Origin of the sequence: Exiguobacterium artemiae 255-15 (genome assembly GCF_000019905.1) — a bacterium.
GTDB classification, from domain to species: domain Bacteria; phylum Bacillota; class Bacilli; order Exiguobacteriales; family Exiguobacteriaceae; genus Exiguobacterium_A; species Exiguobacterium_A artemiae.
Map to the genome: position 1 here is coordinate 984288 of NC_010556.1, position 20975 is coordinate 1005262.

The following is a 20975-nucleotide window of genomic DNA, read 5'->3' on the forward strand; positions in this document are numbered from 1 at the left end:
CGGAAACTAATCGAATTAATTATTTAGAATGTAAAAAGAAAACTTGATTCAGAATGAGAAAAAAAGACCTGTCGATGATTACGACAGGTCAAAACAGGGTGATGTATGGTTAGAGAATCATTCTACGGCAAGGAATTGTTCGTACAGTTCGTCAATCTTTTGAACCAGCTCTTCCCGACTGGTAGAAAGTTTCATCAATCTTTCGTAATCGCTTGTCTGTTCGAGTTGCGACTCCAGTAGAAATAACTCTTGCTCTGCTTGCTGAATTGTCTCTTCGAGTTGCCGGGAGGTTTGCATCGGAATCATCGAAGGTGTCGGTTGAGGTGATTTTTTATTTAAAGAGAGTTGTTTCGGTTCAGCGGAAGGGGACGCGACAGTCCGTTTGCTTACCGCATATGCATAAGGACCGTGATACAGTGTCGGTGTTTGTCCGAGCCAGAGTGTTTTCGTAAACAGCCGATTTAAAAAGTAGCGGTCATGGGAAACAGCGATCAGCGTTCCGTTAAACGATTCAAGCGCCTCTTCGAGAGCATCCCGTGATTCGATGTCGAGATGGTTCGTCGGTTCATCAAGGATCAAGACGTTTAATTCCGAGTTGACGAGGATTGAAAGCATCAGCCGCATACGCTCGCCTCCGCTTAAAGCGGTCACAGGTAAAAAGACACGGGGACCGAAAAATAAAAACTGGGCGAGCCGTTTACGGGCTGTCCCTTCATCACATACGATGTTTGACCGGAAGACATCAATTAACCGTTGATCGTCAGGAAAGTCGATGTGTTGGGATAAATAGCCGATTTTGACCGAAGGACCTTGGGAGATGAGACCGCTCGTCGGTTGAATATGACCTAACAACAATTGCAACAGAGTCGTTTTTCCACTGCCATTGGCACCGACGATGGCCAAGCGGTCCTTGGCAACGATATCGACGGTTAAAGAATGGAACAACGGCGACTCGGTGAAGGAAACGCCGACGTCCTCCAGACGATAGACCGTCCGGCTTGTTTTACCTTGTGCCGTAAAAATAAGATCCGGTGTCTCAGCCTCAAGCTTCGGACGTTTGATCCGTTCGATTCGTTCCAGCGCACGTTCCATTGATTTTGCTTTCCGGAACAGCTTTTCGCTTGGAGGAGAAGCTTCATTGGCCCACTGCCGTAAGCGGCGGATTGCGTCCTTCATTTGCTTGATCTTTTTTTGCTGTTCCTGATAGGCATGGAATTGTTCAAGTAAAAGACGTTCTTTTTCCATCATGTAGTACGTATAGTTTCCTTGGTAAAGCCGGACTTCACCATCTTCGAGTTCAGCGATGCTCGTCACGACCGTATCAAGGAAAACGCGGTCGTGAGATACGAGTAGGACGGCACCGGCGTAGTGTGCTAAAAATGACTCAAGCCATTCGACGGCTTCCAGATCGAGATGGTTGGTCGGTTCGTCAAGAATCAACAAGTCGGGTTCACTCAACAGCATCCGTCCGAGACAGATTTTCGTTTGTTCACCGCCGCTGAGCTGATTGAACGGACGATTAAGTAACGGATGAAGCCGTAAACCGTTAATCATCCGATCGACTTTAGACTCCAGTAAATAGCCGCCTTGCCGCTCGAATGCTTCGGTCACCTTCGTATACTGTACAAGCAATGACTCGAGTTGATCGGTTTTCGTTGCCATCTCTTGTTCGAGCTGGTGCAACGATTGCCGTAAGTCGAGTAAAGAGGCGAACGCGGTCCACAGGACGTCAAGACCGGTCATGTGGTGATCGTATACCGGCAATTGTTCCAAATAACCGATGGATAGCCCGCTTTTTTGGTAGATGGTTCCGGCGTCAGGTGAATCAAGCCGGGCCAGTAAACGCAGGAAAGTCGTTTTCCCGCTCCCGTTACGTCCGATCAAGCCGATACGGTCGTGTGACTGGATAAAGAGGGACACATCCGTTAAGATATCGTCGCCTCCGAATTGTTTGGACAGGTGTTGGATGTCGCAGATCATCATATGAATTTTCCTCTCTGACGCATCAAAAAAAGGAGAGCGCAAACAGCACTCTCCTTCACCAGTGGAAGATGCGCTTTGCTTTATTTTTCAAGTATAGAGTTCTTCGAAAAAAGGACAGACTAGTCCCTTAGAACGCCATTCCATGAAAAATCGCGCGCAACAGATACAGTTGTTCCATCAACCAATGCTTACACGCAGCAAAACCCATCTCTCCACACCACCTTTTCTCATTCGATGACTCTATTTTACCATGCCGCCTGGAATGAAAGGAAGAGCAGATTATTTAAATAAACCGGCGATGGAATTAAAGAAGGCACTTAAGCCGTCAAACAGTTTGGCGAAAAATCCTTTTGTTTCTTCCGATGTCGCAAAGGACTGGATGTTTTGTCCGGCATCCTTCAGTCCCGTCTCAATTTGTCCCCAGTTAAGATCAGCTTTTTCCATTTGATTAAACAGACCGGTCAAGCGTTCCATTTGGGCATCGGACAGATTGATATTGTTGTTTTGAATGACTTGGACGATGACATTCTCGATTTCGACTTTCGTCTCCGGTTTTTGCTTCGCGATTTCGGCTTTGATTTCGTTCATCAAGTCGGCGACTTTATCCGTTCCGACGGTTTTTCCGACATCTGATGTGACCGATAATTCTTGTTGGGCTAAATCTTTCCGTTCATCCGTCAGTTTGATACCGGTCTCACTTGACGTTTGATCATAGGCTTTCATGATACCGGTCAAGGCAGACGTACCGGTTACTTTATAAGGGGAAGTAATCGTAATGTCGGCATCGGTCACACCGGCCGTGACCAGCGCATTCAAATACATGTCTTTTGTGACCCACGTGATATTTTCGGTTGCGACGGACAGACCGTCGCCTTTTTCAGCCAATTCAATCTTGGCGGAGGAATACATATTGCCGCCACGCTGGGATTGGGGAATGTTTTTTCCGAGATATTTTTCCTCATCGGCAGACGTCGCGATTATCGGAGTGATGCCTTCCGGCGCATTGAGGCGGGACAAGACCCATGCTTTATCCTTTGCTCCGAGCGATTCACCGAGTGTGATGATCGTTTTGTCGACGACCTGCTCGGCAGATGCGGCAGTAGGCAGTAATAACGTCGTGGCAAGTAATGCCGAAGCAGTCCATGTGATGGTTTTATTCATTGTCAGATTCCTCCGTAAGTTAAGTATCAGGTACTAATTTCAGTCTAATCGACCGGTGATGGAAGAGAATCGGTCTCAAGGACGAGCCGGCATCGACCTTCCGTCATGTTCATTGTACAGAAAAACAATGGAAAGAAGGGGGGCGGGTTCAGAATTGAATGAAATCATGTTACACTTGAAACAAATCAAATAGCGACCACTAGGGGAGTCAGTAGGCTGACTGAGACGACGGAGACGTGCGGACCCTTTGAACCTGATTAAGTTTGGACTTACGGAGGGAAGTGGCGTGACAGATCCTCTTTTTCTGGTCTTTTCACGTCATATCTGACATCAGGTGTGGCGTTTTTTGATGAAAAAAGGGGGAAGAAATATGAAATTCAGTGAAGAAATCCGGCAAGCGGCAGGACAGTATTGGGACAGCAGTTTTACGCATCCGTTCGTGACCGGTCTTGCAGACGGGACATTGCCGGAGAAGAAATTCCGACATTACGTACTCCAAGACGCCTATTACTTAAAACATTTCGCGAAAATTCAGGCCCGTGCCGCGTCCAAGGCACAGGATTTCGTGACGATTGCAGAGCTCGCGGAACATGCGACATCGACCTATGCCGCAGAACTGAGTCTGCACCAGTCGTTTTTTAAACCGCTTGGGATTTCGGACGAAACATTAGCCCGGTTCGAGCCGGCTCCGACCGCATACGCCTATATTTCACATATGCACCATGCGAGCGAAGGGACGCTCGGGGAGACAATTGCTGCCATCTTACCGTGTTACTGGCTCTATTATGAAATCGGACAACAGTTACAGAGCGCTGTACCGGCTTCACCGATTTATCAACAATGGATTGCGACATACAGTTCGGACTGGTTCGAGCGGGTAGTCTTTGAGCAGATCGAGCGTTTGAATGAGCTGGCAGCGCAAGCAAGTGATCAAGAACGCACCCGGATGAAGCAGCATTTCGTCAGAAGCTGTTATTACGAATTGATGTTTTGGGAAATGGGCTGGACGGAAGAGACATTTGAAAAAAGCCTGGCACAGATTATTACAACGACATCATTGAAATAAGACAGGACAACGTAAAACACCGGATTCGCTTGTTGGCGGATCCGGTGTTTTATATAGAAAAGATAAATCAGCTGTGGTGTTCAATCAAATCTGCGAGGCGTTGTTTCACCAGCGACGGATTGGTTAACTCCTGATTGGATAATGAAAGTTTCGTCATCGTTTCGTCCGTACCCGCCATTTCGCTGAACAAAGAGCCGAGGCTGTGGGCACGACGGTCGATTTGAAGAACGATATCGATTCCGGACCGGTCCTGCAGCAAGATGACTTCGATTTCATCCAGTTTATGCGCATAATGCGTGCCGCGGGCAGAATATTCGAGTTCCTGCGCGATCGGTAAATCTTTTCGGAAGCGGCCCGGTAATTTTTCTGTATCTGCTTTCTTCAAACGGAATCCGAGATCTTCCATCGCTTCCAGAATGACGGATTGATAGTCATTTGCCTTGACGACGACCGCATCATGATCGGACGGGTCGACCGCTTGCGCGATATCAAGACCGGTCTCGATCCAGGATTTCGATTGACTGACGGAGAGGGGTGTATTAAAAGGAACCTGCAGCGTGAACGGAATTTCGCGTTCGACATCGGCTTCGATGGTAAACGGTGCTTCATTTAACACAAACCGATCCAGTGTGAATGTCGTGAATGTCTTGCTGTCCCCAACTTCCTGTTTGTACTGGGTATTGAAGGCGAGATAAATCCGTGCGATTTCCTGATCGACGTTACCGCCTTTGATATGGACGACTCCTTGAATCGTACCGCCGGGTTCACAGTGTTCTTGCTCGAGGCGTGTGTCGACCGTTGCGGCACCGATACCGATTTGGGAAAGGATTTTTTTAAACATGTTGTGTTCCTCCTTAAATTAAGTATGACGACTGAAAAGAAAGCTGACTTGCTTGTCGAACACGGATGAATTTGCTACAGTTTCGAAAGACCAAACAAAAAAGGACGGGACGATACGTGGAACTACATCAATTAAAAGACTTGCTCACGGAAAAACTGCAGGCGACTTCACTCATACACGCGACGATCAGCGCTCCGCGTCTGAAATCAAATGATCTCCGCCGAATCAAGGTAAAACCGATTCTACTTAGAGATACGTATGCAATCCAGTTAGAGTTTCAACATGAACGGATCATTAAGCATGAGAATTTAAGTATAGAAGAATTTATTGTAAGAATGGACCAATTCTTTGACGAATTCCGTCAATTTTTATTCCGGTTCGAAACGGAAGAAGTCCAGTTTCAACTCTCGAAGAAAATGAAAGTCTCTATTAAGACGACCGTCAAAGAACCGATTCAGGCAGAGTTGTCTCATAACCGCAAGAAAAGTCACTTGTTAGAAGACGGTGTACCGGTGCCGTTTTTAATCCGTTTAGGTGTCATGACGGAAGAAGGACAGGTCAAACGCCAAAAATACGACAAATTCAAACAAATTAATCGGTTTCTGGAATTTGTCGAAGACAGTATCGCGGTGTTGCCGAAAGGACGTACATTGCGGATTTTAGATTTTGGATGCGGAAAATCGTATCTGACGTTTGCTCTTTATCATTACTTGAAGATCGTTAAAGGTTTTGATTTAAATGTCACCGGTCTTGATCTAAAAAAAGAAGTCATTGAGGAATGTGCCGCGATCGCTGCTGATTTAGGGTATGATGATTTGTCCTTCCGTGTCGGTGATGTCCACGATTACGACCAGGATACGGAAGTCGACTTAATGGTGACGCTTCACGCCTGTGATGTTGCGACCGATGTTGCGCTCGCACGTGCCGTCGATTGGAATGCCTCGGTCATTCTCAGTGTTCCGTGTTGTCAAAAGGAATTAAACCGTCAACTGGATTGTTCACCGCTTGATGTCATGCTGCAACATGGGTTGATTCAAGAAAAGTTTGCTTCACTCGCGACGGATTCGATTCGGGCCGAGTTATTGACACTTGTCGGATACGAGACGCAATTGCTTGAATTCATCGATTTAGAAAACACGCCGAAAAACATCCTGATTCGGGCTTACAAAAATCCGAAACGGCCAACAGAAGAAAAAATCGACCGGTATATCGCTTTCCGTGAGCTGTTGCATGCAAAGCCGTATTTAGAACGTGAATTGAGCGGCAGACTTGGACAGATTTCATCGAAACTCGTACAATAAAGAAGACAACGAATTAAAGGGGGAAACAAATACAATGGATTTCCAAATGTATTTTGAAGATGTCGTTCAAACGGCACGTAAAGAAGCAGCAGCAGCCGGTTTTGAAGAATTAACAACGGCTGAGAGCGTTGATGAGGCAATGAAACGCGAAGGACTGACGCTTGTCCTCGTCAATTCCGTTTGTGGATGCGCCGGCGGTATTGCCCGTCCGGCAGCTGCCTACGTCAACCGTATGGAAGGTGTCAAACCGGATCATTTTGTAACGGTATTTGCAGGACAAGACCGGGAAGCAACCGATCGGGCCCGTGAATACTTCGAAGGATATCCGCCATCATCGCCATCATTCGCTTTGATGCAGGATGGAAACATCCTGTCGATGGTCGAACGGTTTGACATCGAATCGTTTACAGCGGAAGAAGTCGTCGAGAAGTTAGAATCATTGATTGAAATCTACGCTTAAGTACATCAAAAACCTGCTCCTGCTTGAGGGGGCAGGTTTTTTTTATGAACACCGTCCGTTGAACGAAAGTCGCTTCTCCTGAAATGAATGTAAGCGTTATCAAAATAAGTGATTACTCATCAAACATGAATAAATCCGTATTTTATGCAATTTTTACAGATTATTATGCTTTACAATGAATAAATATTCGTATATTCTAAAAGCAATAAATCAGGTCGAACTTTTTAGTATTGAATTAGAAAAAAACATAAGTCATACTATTGTTAAAGTTCTGACAATTGAGCGTTGGAAGGGGAATTTATTGATGAAGAAATTAGCAGCAACGGCAATGGCAGGCATTCTAGCAGTCACAATGGCAGCATGTGGCGCTTCGGAGGAATCGACAGGGGATACGACCAAAAAGAACGATAAAGTATTGACGATGGGAACGTCAGCAGATTATTTCCCATTCGAGTATATCGATACAGCAAAAGGTGATGACATCGTCGGATTTGATGTGGCAATCGCCAAAGAAGTCACAAAAAATCTCGGATATGATTTGAAAATTGAGGACATGGAGTTCGGCAGTCTGCTTGGAGCGCTCAGTGCGGGACGTGTTGATTTCGTCATGGCGGGAATGACGCCGACCGACGAGCGGAAGAAAAACGCCGACTTCACGGATATTTATTTCCAGTCCAAAAACCTGGTCATGACGAAAGATAAAGCGATCGCGTCAGATGACGAGCTAAAAGGCAAGAAACTGGGTGTCCAGCTCGGATCGATCCAGGAAGCGTTGGCGAAGGACCGTTACAAAGACAGTGAAGCTGTTTCATTAAATAAAATTCCGGAAATCATTCAGGAGTTGAATACGGGCCGGATCGACGCCTTGATCATTGAAGACGCAGTAGCCGTCAAATACATGGATCAGGACAAAGCATTAAAAACGTATGAAATCAAAGAAGACGGGCCAACCGGTTCTGCCGTCGCCTTCAAAAAAGGGGACAAAATGCGTGACGACTTCAACAAAGAGTTGAAGAAGATGATCGACAACGGCGACATCGATAAACTCGCTGAAGAATGGTTCCAAAAAGAAGCAAAATAAGAGTAGTGCATAGGGGTGGGGGTAACCTCATCCCTTTTGTGCGACGTTAGGAGATTGGTTATGATAGACTTTACAAAGATTCAAGATTCAATCCCATATATTCTGCAAGGAATTCCAGTTCTATTTCAAGTTGTCATCGTCGCTGCGATTGCCGGTATGTTAATCGGGATCGTCGTTGCGGCATTAAAAATTACGAAAAACGGATTTGTTCGATTTATTGGTCATGCCTATACGGCAGTTTTCCGCGGAACGCCGCTCATTTTACAACTGGCGATCATTCACTTTGGGTTACCGCAGTTGACGGGGTATGTGACGACGGGGTATCAATCCGCCATCATCGCCTTTTCCTTAAACTCCGGGGCTTACATTTCGGAAATCATCCGGGCCGGCATTCAAGCCGTTGACCGCGGACAGTGGGAAGCAGCAGACGCCCTTGGTATTCCTTACATGAAACAGTTACGGTCGATCATCTTGCCGCAAGCGTTCAAAAATATCCTGCCGGCGATCATGAACGAGCTGATCACATTAACAAAAGAATCCGCTTTGATTTCGACCGTCGGTGTCCTCGACGTCATGCGCCGGGCGCAAGTCGTCGGTGGAGAGAAGGCCTTGTATTTTGAACCGTTATTGTTTGCAGGATTCGTCTATTTCGTACTTGTCATGGGATTGTCCTTGATTGGTCAACAAGTCGAAAAAGCTATGAGAAAGAGTGGGTAATCAGATGGAACCTATGATTCAAGTTACTGATCTATATAAGCAGTTTGGAAAACTAGAAGTCTTAAAAGGCATTACGACGACGGTCGGACGCGGCGAAGTCGTTGCCGTCATCGGTCCGTCGGGATCCGGGAAATCAACGTTCTTACGATGCATTAATTTGTTGGAACAGCCGACAAGCGGCACGATTAACGTCGATGGTTTTGAATTGACGAAACCGAAAGCAAACATCGCCAAGGCCCGTCAAAACATCGGCATGGTGTTCCAACAGTTTAATCTGTTCCCGCATAAATCGGTCCTCGATAACTTGATTTATGCACCGATTAACGTGCTTGGTCTCTCGAAAGATGCGGCTGTCAAACGGGCGGAAGTCCTGCTCGAACGTGTCGGTTTGGCCGAAAAGCGTGACAACTTCCCGAACCAGCTGTCGGGCGGTCAAAAACAACGGGTCGCGATTGCTCGAGCTCTCGCGATGGAACCGAACGTCATGCTGTTTGACGAGCCGACATCGGCGCTTGACCCGGAAATGGTCAACGAAGTGCTTGATGTCATGAAACAACTGGCGGAAAGCGGAATGACGATGGTCATCGTTACGCACGAGATGGGCTTTGCAAAAGAAGTTGCAGACCGTGTCCTGTTCCTCGATGAAGGCATTCTGATGGAAGAAGGCAGTCCGGTTGAACTGTTTGATCATCCGAAAACTGATCGCGCCAAAAAATTCTTGGAAAAAGTGTTATGAGGAAAAGCGCTGACTCGATTCAACGAGTCGGCGCTTTTTTAAGACAGAGGAGGTAGACTATGGGAAACGAAGAAACGGAACGGTTTGTCCAAGCGTTTCATGCCGCTGATTTTTCCGGACATGACTTTGCCCACATCGAACGTGTCCGGAAGATGGCGTTACGGATTTCAGCAGCTGAGGGAGGCGACGCACGCATCATTGAACTCGCTGCACTCCTGCACGATGTAGCAGACAATAAACTCGGCGGAACGAGTGACAGCGTCGATCAGTATTTGCGCCCACGCGTCTCGGAACAGGACCGCCTCCATATCCTCGACATCATCAACAGTTTATCGTTTAAAGGAGGTGACCGTCCGCCGATGAAGACACTGGAAGGGAAGATTGTCCAGGACGCGGACCGCTTGGACGCGATTGGTGCGATTGGGATCGCCCGGACATTTCAATTTGCCGGTCACTTTAAGGAACCGATGTATGTACCGGGACTCGCTCCCCGCGAGCCGGGTGACCGGACAGGGACGACAAGTGCCTTACACCATTTCGATGAAAAATTATTCCGTTTAAAAGATTTGATGAATACGAACACAGCGAAGATCATTGCTGAAGATCGTCATCAGTATATGCTGGATTTCGTCGAACGGTTTAAGCAGGAATGGAACGGTCAGTAATGATAAAGACAGGGATCCGCTCCATCAGGAGCAGATCCCTGTTCGTTAGCTTAAGATGACAGCTGTAATCAGGCCGAGAGAAGCGAACAGACCAACGATGGCTCCGCCTTCCTCATGCGCTTCCGGCATCATCGTCGAAGCGAGCATGGCAATGATACCGCCACTGGCAAAAGCACCAATCATCGCAAACTGCATATCCGGCAATTCTGATAAAATCGAATATCCGGCAAGGGAAGCGAGCGCGGAAATCAACCAGACGACTCCCCACATGACCAGGATTTTTTTCTTCGAGAAACCGTCTTTTTGTAAGCCGGTCGTACTCGACAAACCTTCCGGGATGTTACTGACGAAAATGGCTGCGACAAGCGCGGCGCTGACATTTCCCGATAATAAACTGGCACCAATCATGATCGATTCCGGAATCGCATCAAGAATCGTTCCGAAAAAGATGGCAGTTCCTGTCCCTTCGTTTCCGCCGGATGAGCGTTTTCGTTTACTGGCCCCACGTGAGGAAACAAACATATCAAAAGCAGTGAACACGAGTGCCCCCACGATGAAGGAGATGCCGACAATCTTCGTCGTGGATTTATTTAGGGCTTCATCCAATAACTCAAACGTTGCCGCCCCGATTAAAATCCCTGTTCCAAACGACATCACGTATCCGATCAACCGTTGTTTAAGAGGGAGAAACAAACCAATCAAAGCTCCAATGACGACGGCTCCTCCAGCGATTGCCCCCCACATAAAAGCGATTCCCATGTAAACATCCTCCTTAGCTCTTTCCCTATCTGTATTACTATTTTCCTAAAAAAATGATTGATAAACATAGCTAGTTAAAAAAGCAGAAAAGGTAATCCGGAAACAAGGAAAAACGCCTTTCGCTGAAAAGGCGAGAGGCGTGTTGTATGATCAAAACGGTTGTTTATTTAACCAATGCCCGCCGTCGAGGGCAATACATTCCCCATTTAAGTAACTCGCTTGATCGGACAACATCCAGGTCGCTAGTCCGGCGATTTCTTCCGGTGTGCCGAATCGGCCGAGCGGGACGTTGCGGCGAATCCGTTCCGCATGTTCCGGTGACATGGCAAGTTTATCGGCGCCGCCGGTCCGTTCAATCGGTCCCGGACTGATTGCATTGATGCGGGCTCCGTATTTGTATCCCCATTCGACAGCAAGTGTTCGTGTCAGGTTCAGGACACCAGCTTTTGCTGCAGCACTCGGTGCGACACCGGCACCTGCCTGCCACGCGTATGAGGCAACGATATTCAAGATTTGTCCGCCCGATACGTTGTCTTCCTGCCAGCCTTTGACGAGGGCATGGGAACAGTTGAATGTCCCGTTCAAGACGATATCAATGACCGTTTTCCATCCGTTCGGCGAGAGTTCGTCCGTCGGACAGATGAAGTTACCAGCAGCATTGTTGATGAGGGCTTCCAGTTGTCCAAACTGTTGTCGGGTTTGATTGACAGCAGCGATACAGGCATCCGGATCCCGGACGTCCATTTGAATGACACTGTGGTGTCCGTCAATCGCTTGTAAATCCTGATCGGTTTGCTGCAACCGTTCGGCATTCCGACCGGTCACGACGACATTCCACCCGGCCTCTTTTAAAGCGATCGCCATCGCTTTCCCCATTCCGCTCGTTCCACCTGTGACAAGTACTGTTTTTGCCATTTCCAAAACCCCCTTATAAACTGAATGAATAGCCATTCAATATAAGTATTCAAAAAAGAAGGAGTAAACTCCTTCTTTTGGACAGAAATTATTCGACAGCTGCTGCCGTATTTGTCAAGACAGGAACAACTTGTTTTTTACGTGACACGACACCTTCGAGATAAAGAAGATGGTTCGTCGCTTCAAGTCCGAAGGCCCGTTCGACAAGCGAAGCTTCAGGTCCGAGGACGAGCGCCACCGAATTGTTCGTCAGGATGTCCGTAACGAGTAACATATATAAATTCAAATCTTTTTCGGCAATCAAGGCTTCGATCCGCGTTTCGAGCTCTGCCTGACGAAGCAAGACTTCCGCTGTATCGACCGTGTTGGCTTGGGCAATCTCGACTTTGAATGGTCCCATTGAAAATTCTTTTGCATCAAGTGCAATCAACTCGTCAATCGTTTTCTTAGATAGATCAGCACCTGCTTTTAACATGTCGAGACCATAGACGTTGGCATCGACACCGGCAATCGTCGCCAGTTCACGTGCTGCGATGACGTCTTGCTCCGTGCATGTCGGCGACTTAAACAACAAGGAATCGGAAACGATGGCTGACAACATCAAACCGGCAATTTCCGGTTTGATCGCAACACCGTGTTCTTTGTACATTTTGTTTAGGATCGTCGTCGTGCAACCGACTGGTTCCGCACGGTAATAAACCGGATCAGATGTCTCGAAGTTGGCAATCCGGTGATGGTCGATGACTTCCGTCACTTTGACAGCATCGATATCATCCGCGCTTTGTTGACGTTCATTGTGGTCAACAAGAATGACGTGTTGTGCTTCTTTTGATACTTCCGTTACGAGGCGGGGACGAGCAACTTTAAAGTAGTCGAGGGCAAATTGTGTTTCCCCGTTGACTTCACCAAGACGAACGGCTTCAGCATGAACACCGAGCTCTTTTTTTAATTCGGCATAGGCGATCGCCGATGCAATCGTATCCGTGTCCGGATTTTTATGACCAAATACTAAAACTTTTTCCATGTGTATTCACTCCTAAATGATTGATGTCTCGACCATTAGTGTACCATAAGTCCGTTTTAGACGGCGTTCATTTTCAAGAGTATGCCGGCGATTTTTTCGCTCCAATACGGATCGGATGCGTAAAAAACATTCATTCCACGTGCCTTGTTTCCAAGAAACGGACCGCGGTAGTATTTCCCGTCTTTCGAAAGATAGTCGCGGGCAATGAAGCGGCCTGTTTTCCGGATGGAGTCTTCAAACGAATCATATGACGTCGCATTTTGACCGGGAGCAATATCCGTTGCATTGACGCCAAACAGATTGAACTTGTCTTTTGCGATGTCCGACCGTCCGTAATCGGACTCGTGAATCGCATGGGCAAGCAGATAAGCCGCATTGATTCGATAGGTGCGTTCAACTTGCTTAAAGGTCTTTCCTTTCCCGATCAACGGACTGTCGGGAGCATTTTTTTTAATGTAGGCATCGAGTTGTTTCGCTGTCAAAGCGGTCGGTTTCCGTAAATCCTGCGTTAGTGTTTTCGATTCAATGTACTGCATCGTTCGGTCATCTAACGACGCTGGTGCTTCCCCGGCTGTGATCAAACCGCCGAGTCCGGCATCGGCGACGATGTAATGCAACAGACGATCGCCTTGCTTTTCATAATAGGACCGGTTACTGGATTGTTCAAGCGGGTAAAGAGTCAGCCGATCGGAAGCAACGTAACCGGTCAGACCGGCAATTTCAACCCGGCTGACGGAATCTGTGTACGCAAGCAGGGAAACACGGCTGCCGGGGGCGATATACGTATGTCGTTTTTTTAGAGCGCGGTCGGTGTAGATGTTCAGCGTCTGATTCGGCTTGACGATGCCGATCCCGCTGCCGGTCAAATAGATATAACGTTCATCCGCCGTCCGTTTGACGGCCCCGCGGCGTCCGTCGATAAAGGCCTTCGCTTTTTCGGCAGAATCGAATTCTTCTTCCCGGATGACTTTCCCGTCCCGATATAATTCCGCAACATAAGGAGAAGCCGGGGGAAGAATGGTTTGCGGTTTCTCCCGTAACAGCAGGAACAATCCGCAACCGAGTAAGAAAAAGAAGACAAGCCCCTTGAAAGAACCCGTTCGACGGACCGGGCGGGCGGGGCGAATTGTACGTTTAGTCAAAAAATCACGTCCTTCAAAAAAATCAATCGACAACCTGGGTAAAGAATAGGTAACCTAACAAAGAATGGAGGGAAGTCTGTGTTTATCGGATATCGAACGTTAAAAACCGCTGTCGCAGCGGCACTGGCGATGTGGATTGCGGAAAAGATGCAACTGGATTACTACGTCTTTGCAGCCATCATCGCCATTTTGAGTATTCAAGCGACAAGAAAAAAATCATTTCGGTCGTCATATGAACGGATCATGGCGTCCATTCTCGCGATTGGACTTGGTTTTGTCATCTTCGAAGTCATCGGCTACCGTCCGATTGCAATTGCACTTTATTTCATTCTATTTCTTCCACTGACGCAACGCCTCCGCCTGCAGGACGGTTTTATCACGAGTGTCGTCATTCTCACCCATCTTTACGTCGCACAGCAATTGAATCTGGCCATCTTTTTAAACGAAATTTATTTGCTGCTGATCGGTGTCGGTGTAGGACTACTCGTGAACATGTATATGCCGAGTCTCGACCGGACGATTGCCGAGCGACGGTTGCAGATCGATCAACGGATTGCCGCCTTGTTCTTTGAAGTCGCAGCCGCGATTGAAACGGGATGGATCAATCGGCATTCGTTGACACTGCACGAGACGGAACGGCTGTTGAAGGAAGGAAAGGATGCTTCGCTGAAACGGATGGGCAATGCCATCGGCCGACGGAATGATGATGAAGACTACCTGTATTTCCGAATGCGTGAACAACAGTTTGAATTATTAAACGGAATCGTCCGCAACGTCGATGATCTTGTCCTCGTCGTAGAAGAAGGAAAAAAAGTCGCCGGCCTGTTCCGGACAATTGGTGACAATGTCCGACCCGATGCCGACGCAACGTTATTTTTAGCGGAACTTGAACGACTGCTCGAAGAGTTTCGCGAGTCACCGCTCCCGAAGACACGGGATGAGTTTGAAGTCCGGTCCGCATTACTGCATATGTTGCAGGAAGCAGAGCAGTATTTGCAATTAAAGCAACGATTCGTCAATCAGAAGAGGTAAAACATCGTCGAGGCAAAGGTGCCGAGCAGGAAAATCGTCAAAATCGTAATCGTCGTCCACTTAATGATTCGTTGTTGTTTTGATGGTTTTGCCATAGCAAGACCGCTCCTTTCATACTTCCATTGATTATAGCCATTGTACAAACAACGCTTGCGAAGTGCAAATCTGCCTATAGATGGTATACTAAAAAAGCGCTAGATGAACTGAAAAAATGAGGAGGAATGCAACATGGTTAATGAGCAACGTGTGCTCGACACCTTTTTAGAACTGGTCCAGATTGATTCGGAATCAAAAGAAGAGGCACAAATTTGTGCCCATTTGAAAGAGACGTTTACGGCACTGGGGTGTGACGTATTCGAAGATGACGCTTCATCGAAAACCGAGCATAAAGGGAACAACTTAATCATCACGCTTCCGGCAACAAAAGACGGCGTCGATAAAATTTATTTCACTTCCCATATGGATACGGTTTTCCCGGGACAGGGAATCAAACCAATCATCGAGGACGGTTACGTGAAGACGGACGGAACGACGATTCTTGGGGCAGATGATAAAACGGGGCTTGCTTCGTTGATCGAACTGGTCCATGTCTTAAACGAAACGAACCAGCCGCACGGGAAAATTCAATTCGTCATCACGGTAGGGGAAGAATCAGGCTTAGTCGGCGCTATGGTTCTCGATCCTTCGAAGATTGATGCGGATTACGGTTTTGCTTTGGACTCGGATGGTAAAGTCGGAGACATCATTACGGCTGCACCAACCCAAGCGAAAGTAAATGCCAAAATTTACGGTAAAACCGCTCATGCCGGTGTGGCACCTGAAAAAGGAATTTCGGCCATCACGATTGCAGCAAAAGCGATTGCCAAAATGCCGCTCGGCCGCATCGATGAAGAAACGACAGCAAATATCGGACGCTTCAGCGGTGGTGGTCCATCGACCAACATCGTATGTGATTACGTGGAAATCTTTGCCGAGGCCCGTTCGCTCGTTGCGCCTAAAATGGAAGCTCAAACAGCGAAAATGAAAGCGGCGTTTGAAGAGGTTGCCGCTGAATTTGGCGGACGTGCCGAAGTCGAAGTTAAAGTCATGTATCCTGGTTTCAAATTTGAAGACGGTGATCAAGTTGTCGAGGTTGCGAAAGCAGCGATTACACAACTCGGTCGGACACCACGTCTCTTGCACTCTGGCGGGGGATCAGATGCAAACGTGATTGCCGGTTTCGGTATTCCGACTGTCAACCTGGCTGTCGGCTATGAAGACATCCATACAACGAACGAAAAAATGCCGATTGAAGAACTCGTGAAAACAGCAGAATTGTGCGTGACGTTAGTCGATTACATCACAAATAAATGATGACAGACTAAAAAGAGTGTACCGCGACATTGCGGTACACTCTTTGTTCGTTTACGATTAAGTTAATTGAGGACGTTCGAAAAATTCCATCGACTCCAGAATGAGTTCCTCGGTACAGAGTAAAGTCGTTGCGATTTCTTGAAGTTGAATCGATTTTCCGTACTGTTGCCGATAGTTCTCGTTCAATAAACGAGCAGCTTGTACGACACGTGCATAAGTCCGTTCGATTTTGGTCATGGAAAAAACCACCTTTCGAATCAGTATAGGCCCATTTTAGCATGCTTCGGACCGAGAAAGGTGTATTTTATGTATAAAAAATGCTAATTTTACGAAAAGGGGAAAAAGATGGAATTTTATTTTTTAGGGACCGGTGCAGGAATGCCGTCCAAACAACGGAATGTGTCTGCGATTGCGCTCTTACATCCGAAAATGACCTGGTTGTTTGACTGTGGAGAAGCGACACAACACCAAATGTTGCACAGTCCGATTAAACCGCGCAAAGTCAGTACGATTTTTATTACACATCTGCATGGAGATCATATTTTCGGTCTTCCCGGCTTCATCAGTACGCGGGCTGCACTCGAAGGAACGACGTTATTAACGATTTTCGGTCCAAAAGGAATCAAGGAATGGCTCGAGGCAACTTTGCGTATCACCGGTACGTACTTACGTTATCCGCTTGATGTCATTGAAGTCGAAGCCGGTCAGACCTATGAGCAGGAAGGATTTCACATTCACGTTGAAGCGTTGGAACATCGCTTTTTAGCCTACGGTTACCGGATTGAAGGTCAGGAAGAAAAAGGAGCTCTGCACGTTGAAGCGCTGAAACAACTGGGTGTCCCTTCAGGACCGCTCTATCGACAAATCAAACAGAAGGAAACGTTTGTTTTCGAGGGAACGGAATATCAGTCAACGGATTTTCTCGGAGAACCGAAGCCGGGCATCAAGTTGGCGGTGTTAGGAGATACGGTACCATGTGAAGGAAGCCTTCGGTTGGCGGAAAAAGTCGATGTTCTTGTCCACGAAGCGACATTTGCCGATTCGGAACAGGATCATGCAGGACGATTTGGTCATTCAACAGCTAGACAAGCGGCTGAAATCGCTTTGAAAGCAGGGGTGAAGAAACTGTTGTTGACGCATATTTCGGCGCGATATGTCGATCAGGAACAACGGTTGGAAGCGGAGGCGCGGGAAGTATTTGAAGAGTCATACCTCATGACGGATCATCAATCTGTCGTGATTAAGGGGTAACCAACATGGACTTTCTTATCCAATGGTCATTGTTTCTGTTAGCAAGTATCCTGCTCGGTTTCTTTTTAGAAAAACGGACCGAAAAGGAACAATATCTTTACCTGAAGTTTGTTTTTTATGCTTGCTTAGGATCAGTGTCGTTTCCTGTTTACGATATCCAATTGCCGCTTGGCATTATTTTGTTCCTGATTGTCCTGCATCCGAAAAAAAATTCGAGGTACAAACGATATATGGCCTTATTCGGATTCCTCTTTTTTCTGCTTCAGCTCATCATGGGACCGTTTGATACGTTTACGCTGCGGGAAGAAACTCAACAAATGGGACAGGTCACGATTACGGATGAATCGTTTGATACGCTGATGACGCACATTGATCGGCGGATCGGAGATGACTCTTTGCGACTTGAACAAAGTCAGTTGTTATTTGATCAGGGAGGTAACTTGCGGAATGCGACATTTGAGTTGATTGCGAAAAGTCCGAAACGGTTCATCCGGTACGAAGTAACGTATCAAGAAGTGACGGGCACATTAACGTATCGTCCCCGGGAAGAAGTCTTGACGCGTTCGCTCGAGGTTTATTATCAAAAATTAATTGATGCTTCAACCTCGTTTCAGACATTGAAGACGTTATCCATCAAACAGATTCTTCATGAATCGAAGACTCCGTATGTCGAGATGGATTTGGACGGGTTGTATGAAACGTTCAGCTTACAGGATGCGACAGTTCTCTTGATTAACGATCAAGGCGAACTGATTCCGTATGTCAATACGGGAGACGATGTGTTAGCCAACGCGATTCGATTGACGTACTTGCGTTCTGACGGTCAATCGTTACGGGAGAAAACCATACTTTTATATAATTACAGTTTTGAGACCTCAAGACGAAAAGGAGTCGTACGATGAAAAAATGGATATTAATCGGGGGAGTCCTCCTCCTGGCAGGGTGTGCGGAACAACCGACAGATCAAGCTGCTGAATCAAAGAAGTGTGAACGTTTGGTAGAAGTATCGGTCGTCAATCATACGAGTGATAAGACATTATATGAAAAAGACATGTGTCTCAAGAAATCAGAGACGGCACTTGATGCGTTAGAAGAAACGGATCTTCCGGTCGTCAAAACCGGTAAGGGTGAGATGGCATACGTGACGGCCGTTGACGGCATCCGTGAAAAATCAGCCGGAGCAAGCAGCGGTTGGGTGTTCGGCGTCAATGACAAACCGGCACAAGTCGGGGCAGGAGCGTATCAATTAAAAGACGGCGACCGTCTGGAATGGCGATTTGAAAAAGATGCAATGGCTTATTTTCAGTAAGGCGGAACGGGAGCGACTTCATCCACTGAATGTCGCTCTTTTTTTAGTGGCGATGTTATCGGTCCCTTTCTTTTTGCAGACACATATCAGTATCTTGATTGTCTTGAGCGGACATATACTGTTCTTTACGTGGATCCGGCAATGGAGTGTCCTGCGTTATTTAACCTTACCCTTGGTTTATATCGGAATGATGTATGTTCCTTTGCTTGTCGGTGCTTCCGTTGATCCATACGGAATTTGGTTGACTGGTCTGACGGTGGCGTTGTTCGTGACATCCAGTCAACTGACCTTCACCCTGGTCCGGCTCGATCAAATGGGGCCGTTATTCCGTATTTTGCCGCGCCTGACCCGTTTGACGGGAATGGTTTTGGCGATCTTACCTTCATTGCTCCGGACGTGGCCGGAAGTGAAAATGAGCCATACCAAACAACCGCTGACAGAAAAGATGGAACGGGTGGCACTGTACCACCTGTTGCCCATCGAAGCGGTCCCCAGTCCGTTACGGCATTTGACACTTTCTGATTGGATGATCGGGCTTTTAATTACAGGAATCTATCTTGCCTTCTGGTCTCCTGTAGCAGTAATAGCCGCTTTAGTGTTACCCGGACTGTTGATGTTCTCGAAAGGAGGGGTACGCGATGCCTACCATTATTACCGACGAAGCAGGGTCACGTAAGCGGCTGGAACAACTGGCTCGTGCGGCCGGGGCAGAAGTGATTCAACCGGATCGCCTGCTGCATGGTCGTGTCCGCGATATGTTGGCGACAACCAGTCTGTTTGTCGCTGGAGAACTGGCAACGTTACTCGGCTTAGAAGCTTTCTTTGACCGGGAGACAAGTGAATTATCCTCGGGGGAACAGCAACTGGTCTCGCTCGGGTATACCTTGTCCGGCTTACCGGAAAAAATCTTCTTGGCAGAGCCGTTTTTATTTTTAGATCAAGTCCGCAAAACCCGGCTGATGCTGTTGTTCGAGGAAATCGAACACCGTTTTTCCTGCCAGATCACCTATTCCGTCATTCAACAGCAGCCGCTTGAAAAGCTAGAAGGAATAGAACCGGGCAAAGGAAAGGTCATCGATGAGATATGGCGCATCCGGCACCGCTATCCGTTACAGGAAAAGTATGCCTTGTCGGTTGAACGAATGTCCTTTCACCTGGGGGAACGGGTGGCACTGATCGGAGCCAACGGGAGTGGAAAATCAACCTTGCTCCGTCTGTTACTCGGTGTGGAACGGCCGCTGTACGGAAAGGTCAAGCGGACCGGCGAAAAATGTTATGTTCCGGCGCATCCGGCGCTTGCACCTGTTCTCGATGAGCCGATTGCTACGTTTTCCGAACAAAAACAACAATTGATGGAACGGCTCTCCTGGAAGGAAGTAGCCTGTTATTTTGATGAACCGACGGCCGGATTAACCAATCGGCAACGGTCTGCGTTCATTCAAAATATGCTCGATCATCCGGATCAATTGATTGTATTCGCTACGCACGATCCTGATTTGATTTTTTATGCGACCCGAGTCGTCTATCTGGTTCAGGGGGAAATTGCTTTTGACGGTCCAACTTCGACTTTCATCGAGCAAAGCAGGTTATACGAATGGAACTGATCGGAGCAGCAGTCCTCATCATTAGTGTAGTTGTTTTATCTTTTGAAAAGCGTCCGATGTCAGAGGCGATGCTTCGGTTCATTGCGCTGGTCACAGCGGCAGCGATTGTCGGACGGCTGATTTTTGCAAGTATTCCGAACGTCCAGCCGGCGACGGCACTGGTCCTTTTGGTCGCTGCCTGTGTAGGACCGGTCACCGGCGCCATTGTCGGGATGCTTGTAGTCGTGTTGACGAGTTTATTTTTAGGAAGTGGTCCTTTCGTATTATTTCAAATCATTGCCTATTCGGTCATCAGTCTTTTCTGTATTTTGCCGGGCATGCAGACGCGGTGGATTCTAACGGCTTATGGACTGGCGGCAGGTTTTTTTTATGGATGGATCAGCAATTTGGGTTTTTTGATCTTTACGGACTTTTCGCGGGAAGCGTTTTTTACACTCCTTTTGACAGGCGGTTTTTTTGATTTGTTGCATGGGGTTTCGAATGCTATTTTCATCTGGTTGCTGTATCCGATTTTTTTACGGATTCTGCACTCGTTTGATGGAAAAAAGGGTAAATGATAAGTAATCCCATTCGAT

At 47.3% G+C, this 20975-nt stretch carries 23 protein-coding genes and 1 riboswitch; of the genes, 15 read left to right on the forward strand and 8 right to left on the reverse strand.

All coding sequences use genetic code 11. The annotated features are described in order from the left end of the window. Positions 1-117: 117 nt before the first annotated feature. Together abc-f and EXIG_RS05005 are read right to left on the reverse strand one after the other, a co-directional pair. Entirely contained in the window at positions 118-1983 is a 1866-nt protein-coding gene (gene abc-f / locus EXIG_RS05000) for a ribosomal protection-like ABC-F family protein (protein WP_012369837.1), read from the reverse strand. Positions 1984-2262: 279 nt separating this feature from the next. Beyond that, the gene (locus EXIG_RS05005; RefSeq protein ID WP_012369838.1) at positions 2263-3144 is read right to left on the reverse strand and encodes a DUF1002 domain-containing protein; all 882 of its coding nucleotides are present in this window, start codon (positions 3142-3144) and stop codon (positions 2263-2265) included. A gap of 191 nt (positions 3145-3335) precedes the next feature. Beyond that, positions 3336-3441: riboswitch (TPP riboswitch) on the forward strand. A 73-nt stretch (positions 3442-3514) separates the two neighbouring features. Here EXIG_RS05005 and tenA point away from each other — a divergent pair. Further along, the gene (gene tenA / locus EXIG_RS05010; RefSeq protein WP_012369839.1) at positions 3515-4210 is read left to right on the forward strand and encodes a thiaminase II; all 696 of its coding nucleotides are present in this window, start codon (positions 3515-3517) and stop codon (positions 4208-4210) included. Positions 4211-4277: 67 nt separating this feature from the next. Here the strand turns inward: tenA and EXIG_RS05015 are convergent, their stop codons facing one another. After that, a complete protein-coding gene (locus EXIG_RS05015) occupies positions 4278-5051 on the reverse strand; it encodes a sporulation protein (RefSeq protein WP_012369840.1) in 774 nt (257 codons plus the stop codon). Between the two features lie 116 nt (positions 5052-5167). On the opposite strand from EXIG_RS05015, the gene EXIG_RS05020 reads away from it, so the two are divergent. The 6 genes from EXIG_RS05020 (at position 5168) to EXIG_RS05045 (ending at position 10011) form a co-directional block, all read left to right on the forward strand. After that, positions 5168-6352 (forward strand): class I SAM-dependent methyltransferase, encoded by a 1185-nt coding sequence (locus tag EXIG_RS05020; protein ID WP_012369841.1) that lies wholly within the window; start codon positions 5168-5170, stop codon positions 6350-6352. 34 nt (positions 6353-6386) lie between these two features. Beyond that, entirely contained in the window at positions 6387-6812 is a 426-nt protein-coding gene (locus tag EXIG_RS05025) for a BrxA/BrxB family bacilliredoxin (protein ID WP_012369842.1), read from the forward strand. A 304-nt stretch (positions 6813-7116) separates the two neighbouring features. Then, positions 7117-7893 carry a transporter substrate-binding domain-containing protein gene (locus EXIG_RS05030; protein WP_012369843.1) on the forward strand — a complete coding sequence of 259 codons (777 nt, stop codon included), beginning with the start codon at positions 7117-7119 and terminating at the stop codon, positions 7891-7893. A gap of 60 nt (positions 7894-7953) precedes the next feature. Beyond that, positions 7954-8610 (forward strand): amino acid ABC transporter permease, encoded by a 657-nt coding sequence (locus EXIG_RS05035; RefSeq protein ID WP_012369844.1) that lies wholly within the window; start codon positions 7954-7956, stop codon positions 8608-8610. Positions 8611-8623: 13 nt separating this feature from the next. Beyond that, positions 8624-9346, forward strand: a complete 723-nt coding sequence (locus EXIG_RS05040; RefSeq protein ID WP_041261856.1) for an amino acid ABC transporter ATP-binding protein — start codon at positions 8624-8626, stop codon at positions 9344-9346. 59 nt (positions 9347-9405) lie between these two features. Next, a complete protein-coding gene (locus tag EXIG_RS05045) occupies positions 9406-10011 on the forward strand; it encodes an HD domain-containing protein (protein ID WP_012369846.1) in 606 nt (201 codons plus the stop codon). Between the two features lie 45 nt (positions 10012-10056). On the opposite strand, the gene EXIG_RS05050 is transcribed toward EXIG_RS05045, so the two are convergent. The 4 genes from EXIG_RS05050 to EXIG_RS05065 form a co-directional block, all read right to left on the reverse strand. Next, positions 10057-10770, reverse strand: coding sequence for a ZIP family metal transporter (locus EXIG_RS05050; protein WP_012369847.1), 714 nt, complete (start codon positions 10768-10770; stop codon positions 10057-10059). Between the two features lie 150 nt (positions 10771-10920). Beyond that, complete coding sequence (fadH, locus tag EXIG_RS05055) at positions 10921-11685, reverse strand: 2,4-dienoyl-CoA reductase (RefSeq protein ID WP_012369848.1); 765 nt, start codon at positions 11683-11685, stop codon at positions 10921-10923. A gap of 88 nt (positions 11686-11773) precedes the next feature. Then, the gene (locus tag EXIG_RS05060; protein WP_012369849.1) at positions 11774-12709 is read right to left on the reverse strand and encodes a manganese-dependent inorganic pyrophosphatase; all 936 of its coding nucleotides are present in this window, start codon (positions 12707-12709) and stop codon (positions 11774-11776) included. A gap of 56 nt (positions 12710-12765) precedes the next feature. Further along, positions 12766-13851 (reverse strand): N-acetylglucosaminidase, encoded by a 1086-nt coding sequence (locus tag EXIG_RS05065; protein WP_012369850.1) that lies wholly within the window; start codon positions 13849-13851, stop codon positions 12766-12768. A 78-nt stretch (positions 13852-13929) separates the two neighbouring features. Between EXIG_RS05065 and EXIG_RS05070 the strand changes: the two genes are divergently transcribed. Continuing rightward, a complete protein-coding gene (locus EXIG_RS05070; RefSeq protein ID WP_012369851.1) occupies positions 13930-14883 on the forward strand; it encodes an aromatic acid exporter family protein in 954 nt (317 codons plus the stop codon). 228 nt (positions 14884-15111) lie between these two features. Next, positions 15112-16236 carry a M20/M25/M40 family metallo-hydrolase gene (locus tag EXIG_RS05075; RefSeq protein WP_012369853.1) on the forward strand — a complete coding sequence of 375 codons (1125 nt, stop codon included), beginning with the start codon at positions 15112-15114 and terminating at the stop codon, positions 16234-16236. 57 nt (positions 16237-16293) lie between these two features. Here EXIG_RS05075 and EXIG_RS05080 read toward each other — a convergent pair whose 3' ends face one another. Then, complete coding sequence (locus EXIG_RS05080; protein WP_012369854.1) at positions 16294-16473, reverse strand: hypothetical protein; 180 nt, start codon at positions 16471-16473, stop codon at positions 16294-16296. A 108-nt stretch (positions 16474-16581) separates the two neighbouring features. Between EXIG_RS05080 and rnz the strand changes: the two genes are divergently transcribed. Genes rnz through EXIG_RS05110 form a run of 6 tightly spaced genes read left to right on the forward strand, consistent with a single transcriptional unit; the run spans position 16582 to position 20957 of the window. Next, positions 16582-17487, forward strand: coding sequence for a ribonuclease Z (gene rnz / locus EXIG_RS05085; protein ID WP_012369855.1), 906 nt, complete (start codon positions 16582-16584; stop codon positions 17485-17487). A 5-nt stretch (positions 17488-17492) separates the two neighbouring features. After that, complete coding sequence (locus EXIG_RS05090; protein WP_012369856.1) at positions 17493-18389, forward strand: hypothetical protein; 897 nt, start codon at positions 17493-17495, stop codon at positions 18387-18389. Continuing rightward, entirely contained in the window at positions 18386-18796 is a 411-nt protein-coding gene (locus EXIG_RS05095) for a DUF4430 domain-containing protein (protein WP_012369857.1), read from the forward strand. Before EXIG_RS05090 ends, EXIG_RS05095 begins: the two co-directional genes overlap by 4 nt. After that, positions 18774-19472, forward strand: a complete 699-nt coding sequence (locus EXIG_RS05100) for a hypothetical protein (RefSeq protein ID WP_012369858.1) — start codon at positions 18774-18776, stop codon at positions 19470-19472. The genes EXIG_RS05095 and EXIG_RS05100 overlap by 23 nt, the downstream gene beginning before the upstream one ends. Further along, positions 19435-20400, forward strand: coding sequence for an ATP-binding cassette domain-containing protein (locus tag EXIG_RS05105; RefSeq protein ID WP_012369859.1), 966 nt, complete (start codon positions 19435-19437; stop codon positions 20398-20400). Before EXIG_RS05100 ends, EXIG_RS05105 begins: the two co-directional genes overlap by 38 nt. After that, positions 20391-20957, forward strand: a complete 567-nt coding sequence (locus EXIG_RS05110; RefSeq protein ID WP_012369860.1) for an ECF transporter S component — start codon at positions 20391-20393, stop codon at positions 20955-20957. The genes EXIG_RS05105 and EXIG_RS05110 overlap by 10 nt, the downstream gene beginning before the upstream one ends. Positions 20958-20975: the final 18 nt, after the last annotated feature.